The following is a 21282-nucleotide window of genomic DNA, read 5'->3' on the forward strand; positions in this document are numbered from 1 at the left end:
TCTTCCTTTGGTTTCCTGAATGGCATGCCACGCCGGCGCGGACGCCTGGCGCCATGACGCCCTTGTACCCCAGCCGGGCTTGTGGCACAACAGGGAACACACCTGCGAGGACCACGTTCATGCCGCATCCCCTTCCCCGCCCGAGGCAGACGGCGCGCCGTTTTTCCCTTTTCCTGCTCTGCGCCGCCCTTGTGCTGCTGGCCCTGCCCCACGGCCTGCGTGCCGAGGGCACCTACCGTGTGGGCATGCGCACCCTGGGCTACTGGCTGCCAGAATCTGCCGTGCGTCTGGATGTCAATGTGTGGTATCCCACCACCTGGACGCCGCGGGAGCTGCACTATGCGCCATGGCGCCTTCAGGCAGCGCCCAACAGCACCCCGGCACCGGGGCGCTTTCCGCTTATCCTGCTGTCGCACCCCTCGTCGGGAACGCGCTTTTCCTATCATGACACAGGCACCTGGCTGGCCGAACACGGCTTTGTGGTGGCAGCCCCCACCCATGCCCATGACTGCATGCGCAATATGGACCAGCTCCACACCTGGGCGCAGTTTTCCACCCGGGTACGCGAACTGCGCACCCTGCTGGACCGCCTGCTGCAACATGAACAGCTCGGCGCCTGCATTGACCCGCAGCGCGTGGGCATTCTGGGCTTCGGTTCGGGCGGCACCACGGGCCTGCTCATGGGAGGCGCCCTGCCCGACTGCGCACCGCTGGATGCCCACTGCCGGGTTGCCGGCATCCAGGATGACTACTGCAACGTCTGGTCCCGCCGTCAGCTGGACAAGCTCTGCGCCCATCTGCCGCTCACGGCCAGTCTGGCCGATCCCCGCATCCGGGTGGTGGCGGCCGTCAACCCCAGTCATGCCATGCTGTTTCCGCCCTCGGCCCTGCGCCACTTCTATCCCCGCCTGCTCCTGGTCAGTGCCGGCCTGCATGACAACAGCGACAGCCGCCTTACTGCCGAGCTGGCCCGTCACTTTCCCACCCCGCCGCAGTATCTGCATCTGCCCCGCGCTGACCAGGGAGCCTTCATGGCGCCCTGCCCGCCGGCCCTCAGCGAAGACCTGCCGGAACTCTGCCGCAGCGTCACCGCCGAAGAACGCCTGCAGGAGCAGGAAAAGCTGCGCCGGGGCCTGCTGTCCTTCTTTCTGCAGTGGCTGGGCCGGAGCGGCGCCGTGCCGGCCATTCCCGATCCGCCGGACCTGACGCCGCCCCCGCCGCCGTACGCTCCGGCCGCTCGCGAGAACCAGCGCCGGATACGGCGCTGACTTCCCGCCGGGCATGCCGCCTTGACAAGGACGCGCCGAATGGCTAGAGGCCAAGAATTCCCTGTCATATCGCACAGCTGTTTCCCCCACCACCCGCCCCGCACGGGAACGGCTTGTTGAGGAAGCGTCCATGTTTCGTCTGCTTCTCTGCCTTCTTGCCCTGCTGTCCGTTCTGCTCCCGGCCCGGACGGCTCTGACCGCGCCAGCCGATGCCGACGATGGCTGGCAGATCATGCCTGCCGGCGCACGGCCCACCTATATCGGCATCCACGGGGGCACCGTTCCCGTGAGCCTGCTCATCAATCAGGACGGCACGGCCCTGGTGAGTTTTGTGGGCCGCACGGGCAATGACTTTCTGGAAATCCTGCACCGCACGGACATCCGTATGCCGTCTCTGCTCAACAATGCCACCAGCCGGGCCGGCAGCGGCTCTTCCGCCACCACCCTGCTGCTCACGGGCAATGCGGACCGCAGCATGCTTGTCTTCTATATCGTGGGGGACGGCGCCAGCCGCACCAACGTGCCCATGAACGATCTGGTGCCCTTCGGCCTGTCCGCCACGCCGCTCTATGTGGAGGGCAGCATCCGCCTGCCGGACCAGCCCTCGCCCGACAGGCTCCACCGCCTCACCCTTGATCCGCAGTATCTCCAGCCCCGCCGCTCCGACAGCTAGCCGCCCTTCCCGACATGCCGCAGCGCCCACCGGCAGCGCCGCGCACAGGCCAGACAGCCCCCTGCCTGCCCATGCCGCACGTCACGGCCGCCAGGCGGTCCGGCGCACCTGCCCCTGCGTGACCATTCCGGGCATGCCGCCCCGTTCCCTTTGTCCCGCGTTTTTCCGCCCGGCAACGACAAAGGGGGAGGAAACCCCGTGGTTTCCTCCCCCCGCATGCCTTCTCTGGACGGCAGCCTAGCCCGGCAGAGTCCAACGCAGCGGACCGGCCATGAGCCAGGTCAGCAGGCAGATGACAATGGTCATGGCAATGCTGTGTCCCAGCGCAAAGCGGAAGAGGTTGCCCTCCTGCCCCACCATGCCCGTGGCCGCCGTGGCCACGCTGATGGTCTGCGGCGAGATCATCTTGCCGGTGACGCCGCCGGCCGAATTGGAGGCCACGGCCAGCTCCGGCGGCATGCCCACCACCTCGGCGGTGGAACGCTGCATGCCGCAGAACAGCGCATTGGACGAGGTGTCGGATCCCGTCAGAAAGACGCCCACCCAGCCCAGCAGAGGCGAAAAGAGCGGGAAAAGACTGCCCGTGAGGGTAAAGCCGATACCCAGGGTGGAACTCATGCCCGCGTAGTTCATGAGATAGGCCAGGCCAAGAATCATGGCAATGGTGAGCACGGGAAAGCGCAGCTGGTACCAGGTGCGGAAGAAGCAGGAAACCGCACGACCCAGGGAGTAGTTGCGCATGAAGGGCACGGACAGGAAGCCCGCCAGGAGAATGGCCGTACCGCCGGAGGACAGCCAGTTGAACTTGAAGATGGCAGCATAGGGCGTGGTTTCGCTCACGATGGGCACGGTGCGGGCCACGGCCCCTTCCAGCCCCGGCCAGGCAATGCCCTGCGTGGCCACAGCGCCGGACACGGAATCCAGCACGGCCTTCACCGACGGCAGCCCCCACAGAAAGACCATGATGGCCAGGATGATATAGGGCAGCCAGGCCCGAAGGACCAGACCGGCCGCCGGCGCGGGACCGTTCTGCGCCTCCTCGCTGTCATCGGCAAAGCGGAAGACGCGCGCGGGCTTCCAGAAGCGCAGCAGGACCACCAGGGCCACCAGGGTGGCCGGCGCGGAAATGATATTGGGCAGCGTGGGGCCGTGATAGTTGGAAAAGAGGAACTGCGTGCCGGCAAAAACGGCCCCGGCCAGCAGCACGGCGGGCAGCACTTCCAGGGAACGGCGGATGCCGCACATGGTGATGCTCAGCCACAGCGGCACCACAAAGGCCAGCAGCAGCAGCTGCCGCCCCACGATCTGGCTTACCGTGAGGTCGGAAAAGCCGGACACCTGTGCGGCCACCAGCACGGGTACGCCAATGGCCCCGAAGGCCACGGGGGCGGTATTGGCAATAAGGCAGATGCCGGCCGCATAGATGGGCTTGAAACCCAGTCCCATGAGCATGGCCGCCGTGATGGCCACCGGCGTGCCGAAGCCCGCCGTGCCCTCGATGAAGGAACCGAAGGCAAAGGCAATGAAGATGGCCTGCAGGCGCCGGTCGTCCGTCAGGCGGGCCAGCGACTGCTTGATGATGTCGAAATCGCCGGATTCCACGGTGAGGTTGTAGATCCAGACAGCCGTGACCACGATCCAGATAATGGGAAAGATGCCGTTGGCCGCCCCGTAGATGACGGCATTGACCGCCGTCATGACGGGCATGGTCCACACAAGGACTGCCAGCAGAAAGGAAATGGCAAGGCCCACAAAGGCGGCATAATGCCCCTTGGAGCGGCGGAAGGCCAGCATGTAGAACAGAACCAGCAGGGGAATGCCGGCCACCAGCGCGGAAAGCACGGGACTTCCCGCAGGGTCGTAAACCTGGGTCCAGGGCATGAGGACTCCTCTTGACAGGCGGTGCTGCCGGATGATCGTGCAGGGTGCGGCAGCTGTGACACCAGGCACGAAGTCGCCGTGCGCCTTTGCCGGCAACCGGGAACCTTTAGCGCCGTCTTTCCGTACAGGCAAGTGATTTCCTCACAAATTTCCAAAAAAAACTGCCTGTTGTCATGGGAGACAACATGTAGTAACGTGCCAGCGTTCCGGATGCCCCCTGCGGGACATCCCGGCAGGATTTTACAGTAACATATGAACTTTATTATAAAAGTATTATTTCACAAAAAATCAGGAATGCTATGCAATACTGGCTCTTCAAGTCCGAACCCGGCTGTTTCTCCTGGCAGGATCTTGCCGCCGCCCCGGGACAGACGACCTCGTGGGATGGGGTGCGCAACTACCAGGCCCGCAACTTCATGAAGGCCATGCAGGTGGGAGACCTGGGCTTTTTTTACCACAGCGGCCAAACGCCCGCCATCGTGGGCGTGGTGGAGGTGGTACGCGCCGCCTACCCCGACCATACGGCGCTGGACCCGGAAAATCCCCACTTTGACCCGCGGGCCACGCCCCAGAAACCCATCTGGGAAATGGTGGATGTGCGCCTGCGGCAGGCCCTTCCCCGTCCGCTGAGCCGGCGGGAGCTGTCCGGCCATGCTGGCCTGGCTCATATGGAACTCATGCGCAAGGGCAGCCGCCTTTCCGTGCAGCCCGTGGATGAGGCTGCCTTTCACTACATTCTGGCCCTGAGCAACGCCCCCGGCTAGCACCGCGTGCCCGCGGCCCAGTGCAATGGCGCTCCCCAGGGGACGCTGCCCCCTGTTTTCGGCGCTGCCGAGCCTGTGGGCAACGGGCAGGGGCACTTCTGTGCCACCACCCCTTTACAGTCGGCCCTCACTGGCGTATGAGCGCATCCCTGTCCCTTCCTTCCGGCGGGGACCGTCTTTCTTGCCCCTTTGTCTCTGCGAGGATTCCCATGGCAAACAAATCCCTGATCCGGGACTTCGAAAACCTGCTTGGTCCCGAAAATGTCTTCAGCTCCGAAGCTGACCGCCAGAGCTATTCCTACGATTCGGCCGTGCTGCCGCCCATCGTGCCCACGCTGGTCATCCGCCCCACCACCGGCGAACAGCTGGGGCAGTCTGTCAAAAAGCTCTATGATGCCGGCATTCCCATGACCGTGCGCGGCGCCGGCACCAATCTTTCCGGCGGCGTCATTCCCGACGATCAGGACAGTGTGGTCATCCTTACCAACGGTCTCAACCGCATTCTGGAAATCAACGAAAACGACCTCTATGCCGTGGTGGAACCGGGCGTGGTCACGGCCACCTTTGCCGCCGCGGTGGAAAAGAAGGGCCTCTTCTATCCCCCGGACCCGGGTTCGCAGGCCGTGTCCACCCTGGGCGGCAATATTGCCGAAAATGCGGGCGGGCTGCGCGGCCTCAAATACGGCGTGACCCGGGACTACGTCATGGGCGTGGAATTTTTCGATGCCACGGGCGCCCTGGTCAGAAGCGGCTCGCGCACGGTCAAGTGCGTCACCGGCTACAATCTGGCCGGCATGCTCAGCCAGAGCGAAGGCACCCTGGGCATCATCTCCCAGGCCATTCTCAAGCTGGTGCCGCCGCCGCAGGCTTCCAAGGCGCTCATGGCCGTCTTTGACGACATGCAGAAGGCTGCCGAGGCCGTGGCCGGCATCATTGCCGCCCATGTGGTTCCCTGCACCCTGGAATTTCTGGACAACAACACCATCGTGCGCGTGGACGACTTCACCCATGCGGGCCTGCCGCGCGACGCGGCCGCCATCCTGCTCATCGAGGTGGACGGTCACCCCGCCCAGGTAGCCGACGATGCCGAGGCCGTGGAACGCGTGCTCAGGGCCTCGGGCGCCACGGCCGTGCATGTGGCCCGCGATGCCGCCGAAAAGAATACCCTCTGGGAGGCCCGCCGCATGGCCCTGCCCGTGCTGGCCCGTGCCCGGCCCACCACCATTCTGGAAGACGCCACCGTGCCCCGCTCGCAGATTCCGGCCATGATGCACGCCGTGACCAGCATTGCCGCCAAGTATCAGGTGGAAGTGGGTACCTTCGGCCATGCCGGGGACGGCAACCTGCACCCCACCTTCCTCTGCGACAAGCGCAATGCCGAGGAATTCGCCCGGGTGGAAGCGGCCATTGACGAAATGTTCGACACGGCCCTCAGCCTGCACGGCACTCTCTCCGGCGAACACGGCATCGGGACGGCCAAGGCCCGGTGGATGGAAAAGGAAACCTCGCGCGGCACCATTCTCTTTTCGCAGCGCCTGCGCCGCGCCCTTGATCCCAAGGGCCTGCTCAATCCCACCAAGCTGGTGAGCATCCGTTAGGAGGGCATCATGAGCACGCTGCATTCCCTTGCCCGGCGCCTCATGAAGCTGGACGACCGCCTTGCCGCCTGCATGCGCTGCGGCATGTGTCAGGCCGTCTGCCCCGTGTACGGCGCCACCATGAAGGAAGCCGACGTGGCGCGCGGCAAGCTGGCCCTGGTAAGCAATCTGGCCCACGAGCTGATCTGCGATCCCCAGGCCGTGGCCGGCAAGCTGGACCGCTGCCTGCTGTGCGGATCCTGCGAAGCGGCCTGCCCCTCCGGGGTGAAAATCACGGAAATCTTCTTTGAGGCGCGGGAAATCGTCTACACCTATCTGGGCCTTCCCCCCATCAAGAAAATGATCTTCCGCTACCTGCTGCCCCGGACGGACCTGTTCGACATGGCCGTGCGCGTAGGGGCGCCCTTGCAGCGCCTGGTCTTCCGTCGCAACCATGACGTGCAGGACACGGCCTGCGCCCCCATGCTCAGCTTTCTGCTGGGTAACCGCCATGTGCGCCAGCTGCCCTCCCGTTCCCTGCTGCAATGCACGGGGCCGCTGGATGAGCCGCGCCCCCAGGGCGGCATCAGGGTGGCCTTTTTCCCCGGCTGCCTGGGTGACAAGCTCTATGTGGATGTGGCGCAGGACTGCCTCAAGGTGCTGCATCATCACGGCGTAGCGGTCTTCATGCCCGCCGGTCTGGCCTGCTGCGGCATTCCGGCCCTGGCCTCCGGTGATGCCGACAGCTTCCTGCGCCAGATGAGCGTCAATCTGCCGCTGCTGCGCGGGGACTTCGACTATCTGATCACCCCCTGCCCCACCTGTGCCGTCACCATAGCCCACCTCTGGCCCCGCCATGCCCGGCGGCTGGGCCGCCTGGAACAGGAAGCCGTAAACGCCCTGGCCGACCGGACCATGGACATCACGGCCTTTCTGGTGGATGTGCTGGGCGTGCAGGCCCAGCCCGGCGGAGAAAACGCCCGCCGCGTCACCTGTCATGATCCCTGCCATCTGGCCAAGGGACTGGGCGTGCGGCAGCAGCCGCGCACGCTCATCGAGGCTTCGCCGGACTGCCGTCTGGTGGAAATGAATGAGGCCGACCGCTGCTGCGGCTGCGGTGGCTCCTTCAATCTGGCCCACTACGACCTTTCCCGCCGCATCGGACAGCGCAAGCGTGACAACGTCATCGCGTCCGGCGCACAGATCGTGGCCACGGCCTGTCCGGCCTGCATGATGCAGCTGGAAGACGTGCTCTCGCAAAACAAGGACGATGTTACCGTCCGCCATCCCGTGCAGCTCTATGCCGCCAGTCTGGGGCTGGGCAGCACGGACAGGACGTAATGCCAAAGGAGAACACATGCCCCCTGTGAATCAGGAAATTCTTGACCTGTTCATTTCCCGCGCTCAGGCAGCGGGCGCCGTGGTGCAGCAGCTGCCCACCCGGGCCGCGGCCCTGCAATATGTGCTGGATGTCTGTGCCCAGAAGGCTCCCTGCGAACTGCTGGCCGATGAGGATGTGGAAAAGGGTCCCGACGGTCCCAACAGAGTTCCCACCCGCGTCCAGAAGGTAGTGGCCGCTCCCGATGTGGACGAGGCCGACTTTGCCACCCTGTCCGCCGCCTGCCAGGCCCAGGGCATACGCTGCCTGCGCCACGGCCTGCGCCAGCACCTGGCCGGCATCGACGTGGGCCTGACCACGGCCCGCCTGGCCGTGGCCACCACAGGAACCTGCCTGGCCGTAGGCGACGAGGAAGATACCCGCCTGGCCGGCATGATCAGTGAAATCCACATCATGCTGCTGTCCCCCTCGGCCATCTATGCCGACCTGCCGGCCATTGCCGGCCCCCTGCGCCAGCGCCTGGCGGAGCGCCCCGGCTCGTATACCACGCTTATTACCGGTCCCAGCCGCACCGCCGATATCGAACGGGTGGGCGCCATCGGCGTGCATGGCCCGCTGCAACTGCATGTGATTCTTCTGGAGGACGCCCATGCCCAGTAATGATAGGTTCGACAGCCCGTCCAGCTACCACAAGTCCATTGACAGCGCCCTGGACGACGCCTTCCTGCGCCGCACGCTGGACACCTTTGCCATCTCCTACCGCGCCGGCCGCAAGGCCATCTTCAGCGAAGTGGACGAACGCGGCCTCATCCGCCAGATTGCCGATGCCAAGGACCAGGCCTGCCAGCACATGGAGGAACTTTACGCCCAGTTCCGGGAAGAGGCCCAGAAGCGCGGCGCCGTGGTGCACCGCGCGGCCACGGCGGCCGATGCCAACGAGATCATTGCCCGCATCGCCCGGGACAATGACGTGCATCGCGTCATCAAGTCCAAGTCCATGACGGCGGAGGAAATCCGCCTCAACAAGCGCCTGGAAGAAGACGGTCTGGTGGTGGACGAAACCGACCTGGGCGAATGGATCATCCAGCTGCGGCACGAGGGGCCGTCGCACATGGTGCTGCCCGCCATCCACCTTTCCCGCCAGCAGGTGGCCGACGACTTTGCCCGGGCCACCGGCGAAGCCCAGGATACCGACATCCAGCGCCTGGTGAAGGTGGCCCGCGTGCAGCTGCGCCGCAAGTTCATCTCGGCCGACATGGGCGTGAGCGGCTGCAACTTTGCCGTGGCCGAAAACGGCGCCGTGACCCTGGTGACCAATGAGGGCAATGCCGAAATGGTCACCACCCTGCCCCGTGTGCATGTGGTGCTGGTGGGTCTGGACAAGCTGGTGCCCACGCTGGACGTGGCCCTCACGGCCCTGCAGGTGCTGCCCCGCAACGCCACGGCCCAGCGCATCACCTCCTACGTGACCTTCATCGACGGGGCCACGGCCTGCGCCGCAGACCCGACGGGCAAAAAGCAGCTGCACATCGTCTTTCTGGACAACGGCCGCAGCGCCATTGCCAAGGATCCGCTTTTTTCGCAGATTTTCCGCTGCGTGCGCTGCGGAGCCTGCGCCAATGTCTGCCCGGTTTTCCGCCTGGTGGGCGGGCACCGCATGGGCTATGTCTACATCGGGGCCATCGGCCTCATTCTGACCTACTTCTTCCACGGCCATGACAAGGCTGCCATCCTCAGCCAGAACTGCATCGGCTGCGAAGCCTGCAAGGATGTCTGCGCCGGCGGCATTGACCTGCCGCGGCTCATCCGCGAGGTCCGGGCACGCCTGGTGAAGCAGGACGGCGCCGGCGCGCCCGAAACCCTGCTGGCCGCGGTCATGAAAAACCGCAAGCTGTTCCACAACCTCATCAAGTTTGCCAGCTTTGCCCAGCGGCCCTTTGTCACCGGCAATCAGGACGGCACCACCTACCTGCGCCACCTGCCGGCCATCTTCATGGGCAAGCATCAGTACAAGGCCCTGCCCGCCATTGCCGCGGAGTCCTTCCGCGACCGCTGGCAGCGCATCCGGCCCAGCCTGCCCGCGCCGCGCATGCGCATCGCCCTGTTCAGCGGCTGCGCGCAGGACTTCATCTATCCCGAGCAGCTGGAAGCCTTTGTGAAGCTCATGACCGCGCTCAACGTGGCCGTGGACTTTCCGCTGGAACAGACCTGCTGCGGGCTGCCGCTGGATGTGATGGGGCAGCGCCCCACGGCTGTGGCCGTGGCCCGGCAGAATGTGGAGGCCTTTGCCCGGGGCGGCTATGACGCCATTGTCACCCTGTGCGCCAGCTGCGCCTCGCATATCCGCAATGTCTATCCCGAACTGCTTGACGGCGACGCCCTGTCCCAGGGCGCCAGGGCCATGGCGGAAAAGACCCAGCCCTTCAGCCTGTTCATGCACGATACGCTGGGCGTGACGGCCGACGACTTCGCCAGGACGGAGGAAACCGTCACCTTCCACGCCCCCTGCCACCTCTGCCGCGGCTGCGGGGTCACGGAACAGCCTCACGACCTGGTGAACTACGCGGCCAGCTTTGTTCCCTGCGCCGAAGAGGACGTCTGCTGCGGCTTTGGCGGCAGCTATTCCATGAAGTTCCCGGAAGTGGCCGCCCAGCTGCTGGAAAACAAGATCGCCCACGTGCGCGAAACCGGCGCACAGCGCCTGGTGACCGACTGCCCCGGCTGCGTGCTGCAAATCCGCGGCGGCGCCCGGAAGCATGAGCTGCCGATACGGGTCAGCCACCTGGTGGAGCTGCTGGCTGAAACCGTGAAGCCCCGCAGCTAGCCAGCCCCTCCCCGCCACAAACCATGAAGGGCGGCTCCCTGTACCCAACAGGGAGCCGCCCTTTTGCCATCATGCCACAGCAACGGCCTCCGCAGGGAGACCGCCCGCCCTTGACCGTGCCGGACGCCTCAGCGCACCCGGCTGCGCACCATGGTACAGCCCACGGACAGCAGGGTCAGCAGCCCGAAAAGGACCAGGTCCGTCCGCATGGCCAGCATGAAGCGCTCCATATTGCCCGTGGTCACCGGCTCATGCCCCAGGAAGAAGCTCATGGTCAGGGTAATGATGACCATATTGCACAGGATGCCCGCCGTCCGCATGGTGCCCACCAGGCCGGAGGCCCGGCCCACGTTGTTTTCGCCGGCGCTGCCGATGATGATGGACGTATTGGGCAGCACGAAAAAGCTCACGCCCACGCCCAGCAGAACCTGCGAAAGGAAAATCAGCGTCAGCGTGGGGTCCAGGTCCAGAAACGCCAGCAGGAGCAGGCCCACGCCGCACAGCACACAGCCCAGCGTGCTCACGTAGCCCTCGTTCCAGCGCGTGCACAGCGTGGCAGCCAGGGGATTGGACAGGGCCTGCACCACGGCCTGCACCGAAAGGATGAGTCCTGCCTGGTCCACACTCATGCCGCGTCCCACCTGGAGATAGAGGCTGAAGAAAAAGACCATGCCGAACAGGGCGCAGTAGTTGACAAAGGCCGCAATGAGCGACAGCCGCATGACACGGCTGTGGGCCAGCATGTGCACATCCAGCAGGGGGAAGGCAATGCCCCGTTCATACAGGCACAGCACCACGGTCAGCAGAATCCAGAGCAGCAGCGCCGCCCCGCCCAGCAGGGGATAGTCCGCCAGCTCGGAAGCGCCCACGGTGAGGCCGGTCATGGCCAGGGTGTAAATAAGGAAGCCGCGGGTATCAAAATGCTGCCCCTGCGCCGGACGCCGCTCCATCTTGACGCCGAAGATGGTGATGAGCATGGCGCACAGGGCCAGCGCGCCGGTAATCCAGAACAGCCAGCGCCAGCCCAGCACCCCCGCGATGAAGCCCCCCACGGGCGGCCCGCAGGCCATGCCCGAATAGACGGCAATGCCGCTGAAGCCCAGATAGTTGGCCCGCAGCGCCGGGGGAGCCGCCGAAGCCAGCAGGGCCAGACTGCTGGCGCTGAAGGTGGCGCAGCCCGATGCCTGGATGAGACGCAGGAAGATGAAGAGATTGATGTCGTTGACGAAGCCCAGCAGGATGGTGGTGCTGCCAAAGACGGAAATGCCCACCAGAAAGACACGGCGGCTGCCGAAGATGTCGCCCAGGGTTCCGCCGGCCATCTGAAAGAGCACCAGCCCCAGCGAGTAGACGGCACCGATCAGGCTGAGCTGCCGGGCACTGGCATGAAGGGTTTCGCCCAGCGGCGGCAGCACGGCATGCACACCGGCCATCATGAACGGCATGAAGAACTGGGCTGCACACATGGCCAGTACAAGAAGCCGGTGCTCCTTGAGAACAGTCATGGACATGGACAACACCTCTGCGGCTGCGTATGGGGAAGCGCGCCTTCACGCGCCCGTCCCGGCCGGGATCAGGACGGCACAAACGGCAGATGCTCGCGTATCCACAGGGCGCACTGCGCCGGCCCCATTTCTCCGGCCGGGCAGACGAGGTCGGCATACTGCCGGTACAGGGCCTCCCGCTCGCGGAACAGGCCCTCGAGGGTCTGCCCTGGAGCAATGGCCAGGCCCCTGTCGGGATTGCGCGCAATGCGCTCCTCGATGAGGGCAAAGGGGACCTCCAGATAAACCACCGTCCCCAGCGATGCCAGATGCCGCATGGCGCCTTCCCGGTAGACCACGCTGCCGCCGGTGGCGATGACCGTGCGGCAGGCCTGGATATGACTGATCACCGTCCCTTCCAGGTCCAGAAAGGTCTCCTTGTCCAGGGCCTCGGTCACGCCCTGCAGGCGGCTGGCGTAGAGAGCCTCCATAAGGTAGTCGCCGTCCATGAATGCCCAGCCCAGCAGCTGGGCCAGGGCCTGCCCCACGGTGGACTTGCCCGCGCCGGCCATGCCGATAAGGGTGATGGCCGGCATTTTTCTGGCATCTCCCGCACAGGGAGTGAATGTGGACATGGCATCTCCTTTGCGCCAGCTTGCACAAGCGCCGCAGCTCTGTCAAGCAGGGGCGGGTCCGTGCGCCGCCCTGCCGGCAGGAAAGGGCCTTCAGGACTTGACGAAGCGCCTTTCGCCATGTATGAAGCATTTTCCCAATTTATTGTCGGACGGAATCCTTTCCGCAGCAGCCTTTCTGCCGGGCGGACACTCTCCCGGTAGTCGCGCCGTTTTCGCGCAGGGCCGAGCGCCCAGTCCGCCACCGTCCCCAACGAAGGAGATTTTTCCATGAAAAGAACGTACCAGCCCAGCAAGATTCGTCGTGCCCGTACTCATGGCTTCCGCGCCCGCATGGCCACCCCCAGCGGTCGTGCCGTGCTGCGCCGCCGTCGTGCCAAGGGCCGCAAGCAGCTGAGCGCCTAGGTTTTCACGGGGGAACCCGTTACCGCCAAACGCCATGTATTCCGACCAGTCATTGCCGCAGCAGAGCCGTCTCCGCCGCCATGCGGACTATGCGCTCTGCTACGCGCAGGGCAGGCGTTACCATACCGAGCATTTCCTCGTTTTTGTCCGGCCCCGTGAACATGGGGCCTGCTTGCGTATGGGCATGGCCGTTTCGCGCAAGGTGGGCAAGGCTGTTGTGCGCAATCGCATAAAGCGCCTGTTGCGGGAATTTTATCGCCTGCATCAGGCTCTTTTGCCGCATGAAAGCGATGTGGTCATTGTGGCCAAGAAACACGCCGGGGGGGCGGGCCTCTGTCTTGGTCCCGTGGGCCGGGAGCTGGAGCCGCTCTTCCGGCGTCTTCGGCGTTTCCCTGGACAGGCGGGGTGCCCGGCATGCTGAAGCTGCTGCGCGCGCTGGTCATTTTTCCCATCCGGCTGTACCAGTACTGCCTGTCTCCCCTTCTGCCCCCGTCCTGTCGCTTTGTTCCCACCTGTTCTGCCTATGCCATAGAAGCCATCACCCGCCACGGCGTACTGCGCGGGGGCTGGCTGACTCTCCGTCGTCTGGCACGCTGCCATCCCTGGGGCGGTTCGGGCTATGATCCCGTTCCGCCTGTTCCGGCGTCCCGGCAGCATCACTAGCGCCGTTTTTTCGTCTCGGGAGAATTCCGCCGATGCAACAAGAGAAAGACAACAGTTCCCTTAATCTCCTCCTGGCCATCGCTCTGTGCCTCGCCATTCTGGTGGGCTGGAGCTATCTTTCCGAATACATGGGCTGGACGCCCAAGCCCGATCCGGAAGTGACGGCCCAGCAGCAGGCCGAGGCCGAAAAGCAGGCCAAGGCAGAGAAAGCCGCCGAAAAGGCAAAGACCTCCATGCCCCTCACGGTCTTTGAACCTGTTCCGGGGCGCGACATCACCATTTCCACGCCGCTGTACGAGGCTGTCGTCCACACCGGCGGGGGCTTTGTGCGCTCCTTCAAGCTGAAGAAGTACCGCACCACCATCCAGCCCGATGCCCCCCTGGTCAATCTGGTGGATGACACCACGGCCACGTCCGCTCCCTGGGGTCTGGTCATTGACGGCGCCGCCACCTGGAGCCTGGGCAAGTGGGCCGTGGAAACGGAACCCAGCACCACCCTGGAAGCCGGGCAGAGCACCAGCCTTGTGCTGGTGGGCGAGGTCAACGGGCTGCGCATCCGGCGCGAGCTGCAATTCCGTGCCGACAGCTACCTGATCCAGGAAAAGATTCAGCTTGCGCCTGTCAACGAACAGTCCCGCACCGCGCGGGTGGCCTACACCATTGCCAGCGATGCCAGCAATGCCGGCGGCGGCCAGTATGACGCCATGCGCATTGCCTGGTACAACAACGGCTCCCTGGCGCAGGAAAGCGATGCCGAAGACCTGACCAAGGGGCTGACGGCCACCGGCGACATCAACTGGGCCGGCCCCATGAGCACCTACTTCCTGTCGGCGGCCCTGCCCGCGCAGCCGGAGGGCATCACGGCCAAGGCCGTGCTGCGCGGCGGCGTGTACCGCGTGGCCCTGGAACAGCAGGACGTGCAGCTCACTCCCGGTCAGAGCACGGAACTGGGCGTTTCCTACTGGATGGGTCCCAAGGTGCGCAAGCTGCTCAGCGCCGTTTCCGAACCGCTGGCCAGCAGCGTGGACCTGGGCACCTTCAGCATCATTGCCAAGGCCCTGCTCTGGCTGCTGGAATTCTTCTATTCCTTTGTGGGCAACTGGGGTCTGGCCATCATCCTGCTGACCCTGCTCATCAAGGCCGTCTTCTGGCCCCTCACGGCCAAGAGCTATGCCTCCATGGAAAAGATGAAGAAACTCCAGCCCATGATGACGGCCATCCGGGAAAAGTACAAGGATGACAAGGAGAAGATGAACAAGGAAGCCATGGCGCTGTACAAGACCTATGGCGTGAATCCCGCCAGCGGCTGTCTGCCCATTCTCATCCAGCTTCCCGTCTTCTTCGGCCTGTATCAGGCGCTGCTGGCCTCCATTGAACTGCGCCACGCCGTGCTCATCAAGTATCTGCCCTTCACGGACCATCTCTGGCTGGCCGACCTGTCCACCAAGGACCCCTACTACATCACGCCCATCATCATGGGCATCACCATGTTCATCCAGCAGCGGCTCAGCCCGCCGCCCACGGATCCCACCCAGCAGAAGATCATGATGTTCCTGCCGCTCATCTTCACGGTACTGTTCATCAACTTCCCCTCGGGTCTGGTGGTCTACTGGCTGGTGAACAACATTCTGTCCATTGCCCAGCAGTGGCTCATGCACCGCAAGAACAAGCGGCTGGATGACAACGGCTAGGCCGGACAGCCGCGGCAGCGCCTGCCGCCGCGGCATCCCTCCCTGCTGACCGGTCCGCCCGGTCAGTCACGCGTTCCCAACCGGGCGGACGGCGCAAGCCGTCCGCCTTATCGGGGTTGTTATGGAAGGTTTCAAGGAATTTCAGGGCAAGAGCCTCGATGCCGCCATCATCGAGGCCTGCGACTACTTCAATACGTCCCGCGAAAAGCTGGAAATCGAAATCGTGCAGGATGCCAAGTCCGGCATCTTCGGCATCGTCGGCGCCCGCAAGGCCAAGATACGCGCCCGCCGGGCAGCGCTGCGCGAAACCGTGGAAAGCGTGCTGGGCCGGAGCACCCGCCTCAGCATGCACCTGCGCGAAGAGGGCGACGGCCCTGCGCCGGAAAAATCTGACAGGCCGGAACGCGAACGGACGGAGCGTGACCGCGCGGAACGCCGGCAGGAAAAGCCCGCTGGCGAACGTGCTCCCCGTGCCGAACGCAGCGAACGTGCCGAACGCAGCAAGAACGAAAAGAAGGACGACGAGGCTGCCCCGCATGACGGCGAAAAGCGCGAACACCGTTCCCGCCGGGAAGAGCGCCGCGCCACGGCCCAGCGCCCCCAGCGCAAGGCTGCGGAAAGCCGGGACAACGCCCCTCTGACCACGCCCGACGGCGACGAACATAGCCCCAGGCAGGAAGACCAGGCCCCCCGGCAGAACGCGGGCAGGCAGGAACGGGAACGCCGCTCCTCCCGCAGCCGCCGTTCCGCCCAGGAAACGCGACCGGAGGCCGATCAGGAAACGTCGGTCCGTCCGGCATCCCTGGACGAGGACATGATGGACGAGGCCGAAGAAGGTCTGCCCAGCCGTTCCCTGGAAGAACTGGACAGAGCACGCCTGGAAGAGCTGGCCCGCCAGTGCGTGACGGCTCTGGTGCGTCCCGTGGTGGGCGATCTGGCCGCCCCGCCGGAAGTGAGCATTGTGGACGGCCGCCTTCGTGTGGCCGTGGACTGCGGCGACGATTCCGGCCTGCTCATCGACCGCGAAGGCCAGACCCTGGCCGCCCTGCAGTATCTTGCCTCGCGCATTGTCTCGCGCGGCATGGATGCCGCTGTGCGCGTACAACTGGACGCAGGCCGCTACCGCCAGCGCCAGGAAGAAAAGCTGCGCGACATGGCCCTGGCCCTGGCGGACAAGGTGCGCCAGAGCGGACGTTCCTATTCCACCAGACCCCTCAGTTCCTACCATCGCCGCATCGTGCATCTCTGCCTGCAAGAGATGGAAGATATTCAAACCCGCAGCACAGGCGACGGTCCCATGAAGCGGGTGGTCATCCTGCGCCGTCGGCCCGACCGGCAGAACCCGCAGGAGGCGCCGCAGGAGCGTTCTTCCCGGCGCGCCCCCCGCGAATCGCGGCCGCGCAACACGGCGGACGCCGCCCTGCCGACACAGACGGCAGATGCCGAGGTTCCGTCCCCGGCCGGACCCGCGCCGGTTCAGGCTGCACCGGCGGTCGTGCCGACACCGCTTATGACTGCGGATATGCCGGCGGACAGGCCGGTGGAAACAGCGGTGGAGACGCCGGCCATGCCCGGCATGACACCTCCTCCTGCCACGCCGGTGGCAACCGTGGCGGCGGACAGCCCGTCCCCCGCTCCCGTGCCTGCTGCCCCCTGTGAACCGCCTTTGCCCTGCCCGGCCGAGGCTTCGGACACCGACGGGAGCACCGCCGCCTGTCCGGCAGATACCCGGGCTTCCGAGCAGCAGGCCCCGGACAGCACCACGGATGCCCTGCCCCATGTCCCTGCTGCTGACGACACCCGTCCCGATGCCCTGTCCGGCGAAGCCCGGAACTGACATGGAGACCATCGCCGCCATTGCCACCCCGCCCGGAGCCGGCGGCATCGGCATCGTCCGTCTGTCCGGGCCGCAGTCCCGCGCCATTCTGGAAAGCCTGTTCCGGCCGTCGTCCGCCAGCTTTGCCGGCTTCCGCCCCTGGACACTGCACCGGGGGCATGTGCTGGATGGCGACGGGCAGCGGCTGGATGATGCCCTGGTGGTCTTCATGCCCGGTCCCCGCACCTTCACGGGTGAGGATGTGGCCGAAATACACTGCCACGGCGGCCCCTTTCTTGTGCAGGCCGTACTGCAAAGCGCCCTGCGCCGGGGCGCCCGTCCGGCACAGCGCGGCGAATTTTCCCGCCGGGCCTTCTGCAACGGACGCATGGACCTGAGCCAGGCCGAGGCCGTGGCGGAACTCATTGCCGCCCCTTCCCGCGAAGCCGTGCGCCTGAGCCTCAACCGCCTGGACGGTCTCCTGGGACGCCGGATCAGCCATCTGCGCCAGCAGCTGGAAGCGCTGCGCGGACAGATGTGCCTGGCCGTGGATTTTCCCGACGAGGAAGTGGAAAGTCTGCCACCCGCCGCCTTTGCCGCCGCAGTCCGTCAGGTGGAAGATGCCGTGACGCTCCTGCTGCGCGGCACGAAACGTGCCCGCCTCATGCAGCAGGGCGCGCTGGTGGTCCTGGCCGGGCCGGTCAATGCGGGCAAGTCCAGCCTCATGAATGCTCTGCTGGGGCGCAATCGCGCTCTGGTCACCGACATTCCCGGCACCACGCGCGACTTCATCGAGGAAGGCTGCGACCTGGACGGCCTGCCCGTCCGTCTGGTGGATACGGCGGGCCTGCGGGAAAGCCCTGAACACGTGGAAGAGCTGGGCGTGGCCCTGAGCCGCGAGCAGCTGGACCGGGCCGATGCCATTGTCCTCATGCTGGACGGAGAGCGTCTGGGCCAGACCGGCGCCGCAGCAGCGACCTGTCCGGACCCGGCTGCCGCCGAAGTGCTGGCCCATGCCGGGCGTTGTCCACTGCTGGTGGTCTGGAACAAGGTGGACTGCTGCGATCCGGCAATTTTCCCGCCCCGCTGGGCCGCCGGACATGTGGCCGTGCGCCTGTGCGCACGCTCCGGCGAGGGACTGGAGGAGCTGACGCGCCAGCTCCGCGACCTGCTGCTGCACGATGCCGAGGCGCTGCCCCCCGAAGACGGCCTGGCGCCCAATGCCCGGCAGGCCCTGGCCCTGGAACGTGCCCTTGACGAACTGCGCCGTCTGCGGCAGGACATAGAGACAGGCTGCCCCTATGACTGCTGCTCCGTACGTCTGGACACGGCAACGGCCCATCTGGATGAGGTAACCGGCAGCAACAGTCCTGACGAGGTACTGAACGCCGTCTTTGAACATTTCTGCATCGGCAAGTAATCTTCCGCCCGCAGCCAGGATCCCAAAACCACGCATATCATGAATCAGGAATACCTGCGCCGTCGCCTGAGCAGCGACGAGATCAATGCCCTCCCCCTGCGCCATTACGAGGGGCCAATCCATCTTGTGCGCACCGAAGCCCAATGGCGCGAGGCCCTGCCCCGCCTGCGGGAGGAGCGCATCATCGGCTTTGATACGGAAACCCGCCCCACCTTCCGCAAGGGGCGGCTCAATGCCCCGTCGCTGGTGCAGCTGGCCACGGCCGATGCCGTTTTTCTGGTGCAGCTGGCCTGGCTGCCTTTCGGGGAATATCTGGCCGAACTGCTGGCTGACGAGCGCCGGCTCAAGGTAGGCGTGGGCATTGGCGACGACATGCGGGAACTGATCAAGCTGCACGACTTCGCCCCGGCCGGGCAGGTAGACCTGGGGCAGCTGGCCCGCGCCCATCACATGAACAGCCAGGGCCTGCGCACCCTGGCCGCCCATCTTTTCGGCTGGCGCATTTCCAAGGGGCCGCAGTGCTCCAACTGGGGACTCATGGAACTGAGCCAGCGGCAGATCGTCTATGCCGCCACTGACGCCTGGGTGGGCCGCGCCCTCTATCTGCGCATGGAAGAACTGGGACTCACCGGAGAGCCGGCATGATACCCTCGCTGCCGCCGCCTGCACTGGGAGCCAGACTGGCCTTCTTTACTGGCGGAACGGCCCTGCGCGGCGTCAGCCGCAGCCTTACCCGCCTGACCCACAATTCCGTCCATCTGGTCACCCCCTTTGATTCCGGCGGCAGCACCGCCACGCTGCGCCGCGCCTTTGCCATGCCCGCCGTGGGCGACCTGCGCAACCGCCTTGCCGCGCTGGCCGACACGGACATTGTTCCGGCCGAGGTGCTGGCCTTCTGGGAATACCGCCTGCCGCAGGAGGGCGACCCCCAGGAGCTGCGCCAGGAGCTGCTCCGCATGGGCCAGAGCGCCCATCCCTGCTGGCGGCAGATGCCCGAAGTCTTTGCCGCTCCCATGCGTCTGTATCTTTCCTTTTTCCTGCGGCGCATGCCCCGCGATTTTGACCCCCGGGTGGCCTGCCTGGGCAATCTGCTGCTGGCCGGCGGCTATCTGGAGCACCGGCGCGACTTCGGGCCGGTGCTGGCCTTTTTCTCCCGCCTGCTGCAAATCCGTGGCGTTGTCATGCCCGTTGTGGACGAAAGCCTGCACCTGGCCGCCGAACTGCATGACGGCAGCCGCGTCGTGGGCCAGCACCTTTTCAGCAGTCTGGAGCAGCCCATCCGCCGCCTGTATCTGACCGTGCATGAGCCGGACCGCCACTGCGTGGACCGCACGCCGTGCCGGCCGCCCCTGTCCGTCTCGGCGGCAGCCTATCTGCAAAGCGCCGGGGCCATCTGCTATCCCATGGGCAGCTTCTTCACCAGCGTGCTGGCCAATCTGCTGCCGGCCGGCGTGGGACAGGCCATACGCGCGGCCCGCTGCCCCAAGATATTCATTCCCAATTCCGGACAGGACAAGGAAGTCTTCGGTCTGTCCGTGGCCGGCCAGGCCCGCATGATTCTGCAAACCCTGCGTGAGGACTGCCCCGACGCTCCCACCCGGGACCTGCTGCATGCCGTGCTTGTGGACCGGCAGCACGGCTACTATGAAGGCGGCTGCAATTCCACCGAACTGGCCGACATGGGCCTGCGGGTCATTGACGTGGACATGGTGCGGGCCGACTGCCCGGAGCGCCATGACCCGGACAAGGTTGCCCTGGCTCTCATGCGCATCTGTAGCGGAGAACGCTGATGGACGCCCCGTTCCTTTCGCCGGAAAGAACCCTCCACACCGTGGATGACGCACTGGCAGGGGAACGGCTGGACACGGCCCTGCGCCGCCTCTGCCCCGGGCTGAGCCTGCGCGCCGCCCGCCGCGCCATCCAGCGCGGCAGCATCCTGCTGAACGACAGACCGGCCCCTGCCGCCACGCGCCTGCGCCAGGGGCAGATCATCAGCCTGCCGCAGGCGGACCGGCAGCCGGATGCGGACAAGACGGCCTGCCGCCAGGTACGCCTGCTGTCGCGGCAGGGCGATTACGTCTGCCTCAGCAAGCCCGCCGGCCTGCACAGCGTTTCCCTGGCCGGCGATGCCGCCCCCAGCCTGGACCACTGCTGCCGGCCCCTGCTGGCGGCCCTGCCGGCCCCTGCCGCACAGGCCGTGCTGCTCCAGCGTCTGGACCGGGACACGTCAGGCCTGGTCTGTGCTGCCCTGAACGAAAGCGCAGCCACGGCCTTTCGCCAGGCCGAGGCCCAGGGGCAGTGCCAGAAGCGCTATGTGGCCCTGCTGCACGGCGCCCTGCCCGAACAGCGGACGGCAGACCGCCTGCTGGATACCTGCCACCGTCGTCAAAGCCGCGTGCTGGACCGGCCCGCCCCGCGCCTGCGCCAGACCCGCTTCACCCCTCTGCTGCTGCTGCGCGGCCCGGAGGCCGCTGCCCTGTTGCAGGCCCTGTATCCCGGCGTGGCCCTGCCCGCTTCCGTACCGGACCTGACCCTGGCCGGCTGCTGCATCCAGTGCGGCGCACGGCATCAGATACGCGCCCATGCCGCATGGCTGGGCTTTCCGCTCTGGGGGGACCCTCTCTATAATCCGGCCTTCCGCCAGCAGTCTCCCCTGTCCTTTCTGCTGCACCACGGCATGCTGCATACCCCGTGGGGGCACTGGACGCTGCCGCCGCACTGGAATCTTTCCCCGCAACAGCATTCTCTGCTTGTCAACTGGCTTGAAACCCCTGTCCAATAACGTCAACATGACGGGCGGCCCGCGCCGCCCTTCCGGCCCACAACCCTTTCCGCTGCCCCGAGG

General features: G+C 65.7%; 19 protein-coding genes. 16 read left to right on the forward strand and 3 right to left on the reverse strand.

Annotated elements, in window-relative coordinates; translation table 11 throughout:
* Window positions 1-119 precede the first annotated feature (119 nt).
* Window positions 120-1268 (forward strand): hypothetical protein, encoded by a 1149-nt coding sequence (locus Q0J57_RS01720; RefSeq protein ID WP_297216274.1) that lies wholly within the window; start codon window positions 120-122, stop codon window positions 1266-1268.
* A 130-nt stretch (window positions 1269-1398) separates the two neighbouring features.
* Window positions 1399-1941 (forward strand): hypothetical protein, encoded by a 543-nt coding sequence (locus Q0J57_RS01725; RefSeq protein ID WP_297216277.1) that lies wholly within the window; start codon window positions 1399-1401, stop codon window positions 1939-1941.
* 237 nt (window positions 1942-2178) lie between these two features.
* Here the strand turns inward: Q0J57_RS01725 and Q0J57_RS01730 are convergent, their stop codons facing one another.
* A complete protein-coding gene (locus Q0J57_RS01730; RefSeq protein ID WP_297216281.1) occupies window positions 2179-3822 on the reverse strand; it encodes a lactate permease LctP family transporter in 1644 nt (547 codons plus the stop codon).
* Window positions 3823-4121: 299 nt separating this feature from the next.
* Between Q0J57_RS01730 and Q0J57_RS01735 the strand changes: the two genes are divergently transcribed.
* From Q0J57_RS01735 to ldhH, 5 genes are all read left to right on the forward strand, one after another.
* On the forward strand, window positions 4122-4586 hold the full coding sequence (locus Q0J57_RS01735; RefSeq protein ID WP_297216285.1) for an EVE domain-containing protein: 465 nt from the start codon (window positions 4122-4124) through the stop codon (window positions 4584-4586).
* Window positions 4587-4795: 209 nt separating this feature from the next.
* On the forward strand, window positions 4796-6184 hold the full coding sequence (locus tag Q0J57_RS01740; protein ID WP_297216288.1) for an FAD-linked oxidase C-terminal domain-containing protein: 1389 nt from the start codon (window positions 4796-4798) through the stop codon (window positions 6182-6184).
* 9 nt (window positions 6185-6193) lie between these two features.
* Window positions 6194-7504, forward strand: coding sequence for a (Fe-S)-binding protein (locus Q0J57_RS01745; RefSeq protein ID WP_297216291.1), 1311 nt, complete (start codon window positions 6194-6196; stop codon window positions 7502-7504).
* A gap of 16 nt (window positions 7505-7520) precedes the next feature.
* A complete protein-coding gene (locus Q0J57_RS01750; RefSeq protein ID WP_297216293.1) occupies window positions 7521-8162 on the forward strand; it encodes a lactate utilization protein in 642 nt (213 codons plus the stop codon).
* Window positions 8152-10326, forward strand: coding sequence for an L-lactate dehydrogenase (quinone) large subunit LdhH (ldhH, locus tag Q0J57_RS01755; RefSeq protein ID WP_297216295.1), 2175 nt, complete (start codon window positions 8152-8154; stop codon window positions 10324-10326). Before Q0J57_RS01750 ends, ldhH begins: the two co-directional genes overlap by 11 nt.
* A gap of 128 nt (window positions 10327-10454) precedes the next feature.
* Here ldhH and Q0J57_RS01760 read toward each other — a convergent pair whose 3' ends face one another.
* Together Q0J57_RS01760 and thrB are read right to left on the reverse strand one after the other, a co-directional pair.
* Complete coding sequence (locus Q0J57_RS01760) at window positions 10455-11837, reverse strand: MFS transporter (RefSeq protein WP_297216298.1); 1383 nt, start codon at window positions 11835-11837, stop codon at window positions 10455-10457.
* A gap of 62 nt (window positions 11838-11899) precedes the next feature.
* On the reverse strand, window positions 11900-12445 hold the full coding sequence (thrB, locus tag Q0J57_RS01765; protein WP_297216300.1) for a homoserine kinase: 546 nt from the start codon (window positions 12443-12445) through the stop codon (window positions 11900-11902).
* 267 nt (window positions 12446-12712) lie between these two features.
* Here thrB and rpmH point away from each other — a divergent pair, with 267 nt between their 5' ends.
* The 9 genes from rpmH to Q0J57_RS01810 all read left to right on the forward strand — a co-directional run bounded on the left by rpmH (window position 12713) and on the right by Q0J57_RS01810 (window position 21219).
* Window positions 12713-12847 carry a 50S ribosomal protein L34 gene (rpmH, locus tag Q0J57_RS01770; RefSeq protein WP_297216302.1) on the forward strand — a complete coding sequence of 45 codons (135 nt, stop codon included), beginning with the start codon at window positions 12713-12715 and terminating at the stop codon, window positions 12845-12847.
* A 34-nt stretch (window positions 12848-12881) separates the two neighbouring features.
* Window positions 12882-13268, forward strand: coding sequence for a ribonuclease P protein component (gene rnpA, locus Q0J57_RS01775; RefSeq protein WP_297216305.1), 387 nt, complete (start codon window positions 12882-12884; stop codon window positions 13266-13268).
* The gene (gene yidD, locus Q0J57_RS01780) at window positions 13262-13510 is read left to right on the forward strand and encodes a membrane protein insertion efficiency factor YidD (protein WP_297216308.1); all 249 of its coding nucleotides are present in this window, start codon (window positions 13262-13264) and stop codon (window positions 13508-13510) included. Before rnpA ends, yidD begins: the two co-directional genes overlap by 7 nt.
* 32 nt (window positions 13511-13542) lie before the next feature.
* A complete protein-coding gene (gene yidC / locus Q0J57_RS01785) occupies window positions 13543-15201 on the forward strand; it encodes a membrane protein insertase YidC (RefSeq protein WP_297216311.1) in 1659 nt (552 codons plus the stop codon).
* A 121-nt stretch (window positions 15202-15322) separates the two neighbouring features.
* Complete coding sequence (locus Q0J57_RS01790; RefSeq protein WP_297216315.1) at window positions 15323-17038, forward strand: R3H domain-containing nucleic acid-binding protein; 1716 nt, start codon at window positions 15323-15325, stop codon at window positions 17036-17038.
* A gap of 1 nt (window position 17039) precedes the next feature.
* Entirely contained in the window at window positions 17040-18437 is a 1398-nt protein-coding gene (gene mnmE, locus Q0J57_RS01795) for a tRNA uridine-5-carboxymethylaminomethyl(34) synthesis GTPase MnmE (protein ID WP_297216318.1), read from the forward strand.
* Window positions 18438-18476: 39 nt separating this feature from the next.
* Window positions 18477-19082 carry a 3'-5' exonuclease gene (locus Q0J57_RS01800; RefSeq protein WP_297216321.1) on the forward strand — a complete coding sequence of 202 codons (606 nt, stop codon included), beginning with the start codon at window positions 18477-18479 and terminating at the stop codon, window positions 19080-19082.
* On the forward strand, window positions 19079-20227 hold the full coding sequence (locus tag Q0J57_RS01805) for a GAK system CofD-like protein (RefSeq protein ID WP_297216324.1): 1149 nt from the start codon (window positions 19079-19081) through the stop codon (window positions 20225-20227). The genes Q0J57_RS01800 and Q0J57_RS01805 overlap by 4 nt, the downstream gene beginning before the upstream one ends.
* A complete protein-coding gene (locus tag Q0J57_RS01810) occupies window positions 20227-21219 on the forward strand; it encodes a pseudouridine synthase (RefSeq protein WP_297216327.1) in 993 nt (330 codons plus the stop codon). Before Q0J57_RS01805 ends, Q0J57_RS01810 begins: the two co-directional genes overlap by 1 nt.
* Window positions 21220-21282 lie beyond the last annotated feature (63 nt).

Origin of the sequence: uncultured Desulfovibrio sp. (assembly GCF_944324505.1) — a bacterium.
Lineage (GTDB): Bacteria > Desulfobacterota > Desulfovibrionia > Desulfovibrionales > Desulfovibrionaceae > Desulfovibrio.

Excerpts from the sequence above, each read along its gene's own strand:
- Q0J57_RS01720 (WP_297216274.1), top strand. The coding sequence starts at position 120 with ATGCCGCATCCCCTTCCCCGCCCGAGGCAGACGGCGCGCCGTTTTTCC.
- Q0J57_RS01725 (WP_297216277.1), top strand. The coding sequence starts at position 1,399 with ATGTTTCGTCTGCTTCTCTGCCTTCTTGCCCTGCTGTCCGTTCTGCTC.
- Q0J57_RS01730 (WP_297216281.1), bottom strand. The coding sequence starts at position 3,822 with ATGCCCTGGACCCAGGTTTACGACCCTGCGGGAAGTCCCGTGCTTTCC.
- Q0J57_RS01735 (WP_297216285.1), top strand. The coding sequence starts at position 4,122 with ATGCAATACTGGCTCTTCAAGTCCGAACCCGGCTGTTTCTCCTGGCAG.
- Q0J57_RS01740 (WP_297216288.1), top strand. The coding sequence starts at position 4,796 with ATGGCAAACAAATCCCTGATCCGGGACTTCGAAAACCTGCTTGGTCCC.
- Q0J57_RS01745 (WP_297216291.1), top strand. The coding sequence starts at position 6,194 with ATGAGCACGCTGCATTCCCTTGCCCGGCGCCTCATGAAGCTGGACGAC.
- Q0J57_RS01750 (WP_297216293.1), top strand. The coding sequence starts at position 7,521 with ATGCCCCCTGTGAATCAGGAAATTCTTGACCTGTTCATTTCCCGCGCT.
- ldhH (WP_297216295.1), top strand. The coding sequence starts at position 8,152 with ATGCCCAGTAATGATAGGTTCGACAGCCCGTCCAGCTACCACAAGTCC.
- Q0J57_RS01760 (WP_297216298.1), bottom strand. The coding sequence starts at position 11,837 with ATGTCCATGACTGTTCTCAAGGAGCACCGGCTTCTTGTACTGGCCATG.
- thrB (WP_297216300.1), bottom strand. The coding sequence starts at position 12,445 with ATGTCCACATTCACTCCCTGTGCGGGAGATGCCAGAAAAATGCCGGCC.
- rpmH (WP_297216302.1), top strand. The coding sequence starts at position 12,713 with ATGAAAAGAACGTACCAGCCCAGCAAGATTCGTCGTGCCCGTACTCAT.
- rnpA (WP_297216305.1), top strand. The coding sequence starts at position 12,882 with ATGTATTCCGACCAGTCATTGCCGCAGCAGAGCCGTCTCCGCCGCCAT.
- yidD (WP_297216308.1), top strand. The coding sequence starts at position 13,262 with ATGCTGAAGCTGCTGCGCGCGCTGGTCATTTTTCCCATCCGGCTGTAC.
- yidC (WP_297216311.1), top strand. The coding sequence starts at position 13,543 with ATGCAACAAGAGAAAGACAACAGTTCCCTTAATCTCCTCCTGGCCATC.
- Q0J57_RS01790 (WP_297216315.1), top strand. The coding sequence starts at position 15,323 with ATGGAAGGTTTCAAGGAATTTCAGGGCAAGAGCCTCGATGCCGCCATC.
- mnmE (WP_297216318.1), top strand. The coding sequence starts at position 17,040 with ATGGAGACCATCGCCGCCATTGCCACCCCGCCCGGAGCCGGCGGCATC.
- Q0J57_RS01800 (WP_297216321.1), top strand. The coding sequence starts at position 18,477 with ATGAATCAGGAATACCTGCGCCGTCGCCTGAGCAGCGACGAGATCAAT.
- Q0J57_RS01805 (WP_297216324.1), top strand. The coding sequence starts at position 19,079 with ATGATACCCTCGCTGCCGCCGCCTGCACTGGGAGCCAGACTGGCCTTC.
- Q0J57_RS01810 (WP_297216327.1), top strand. The coding sequence starts at position 20,227 with ATGGACGCCCCGTTCCTTTCGCCGGAAAGAACCCTCCACACCGTGGAT.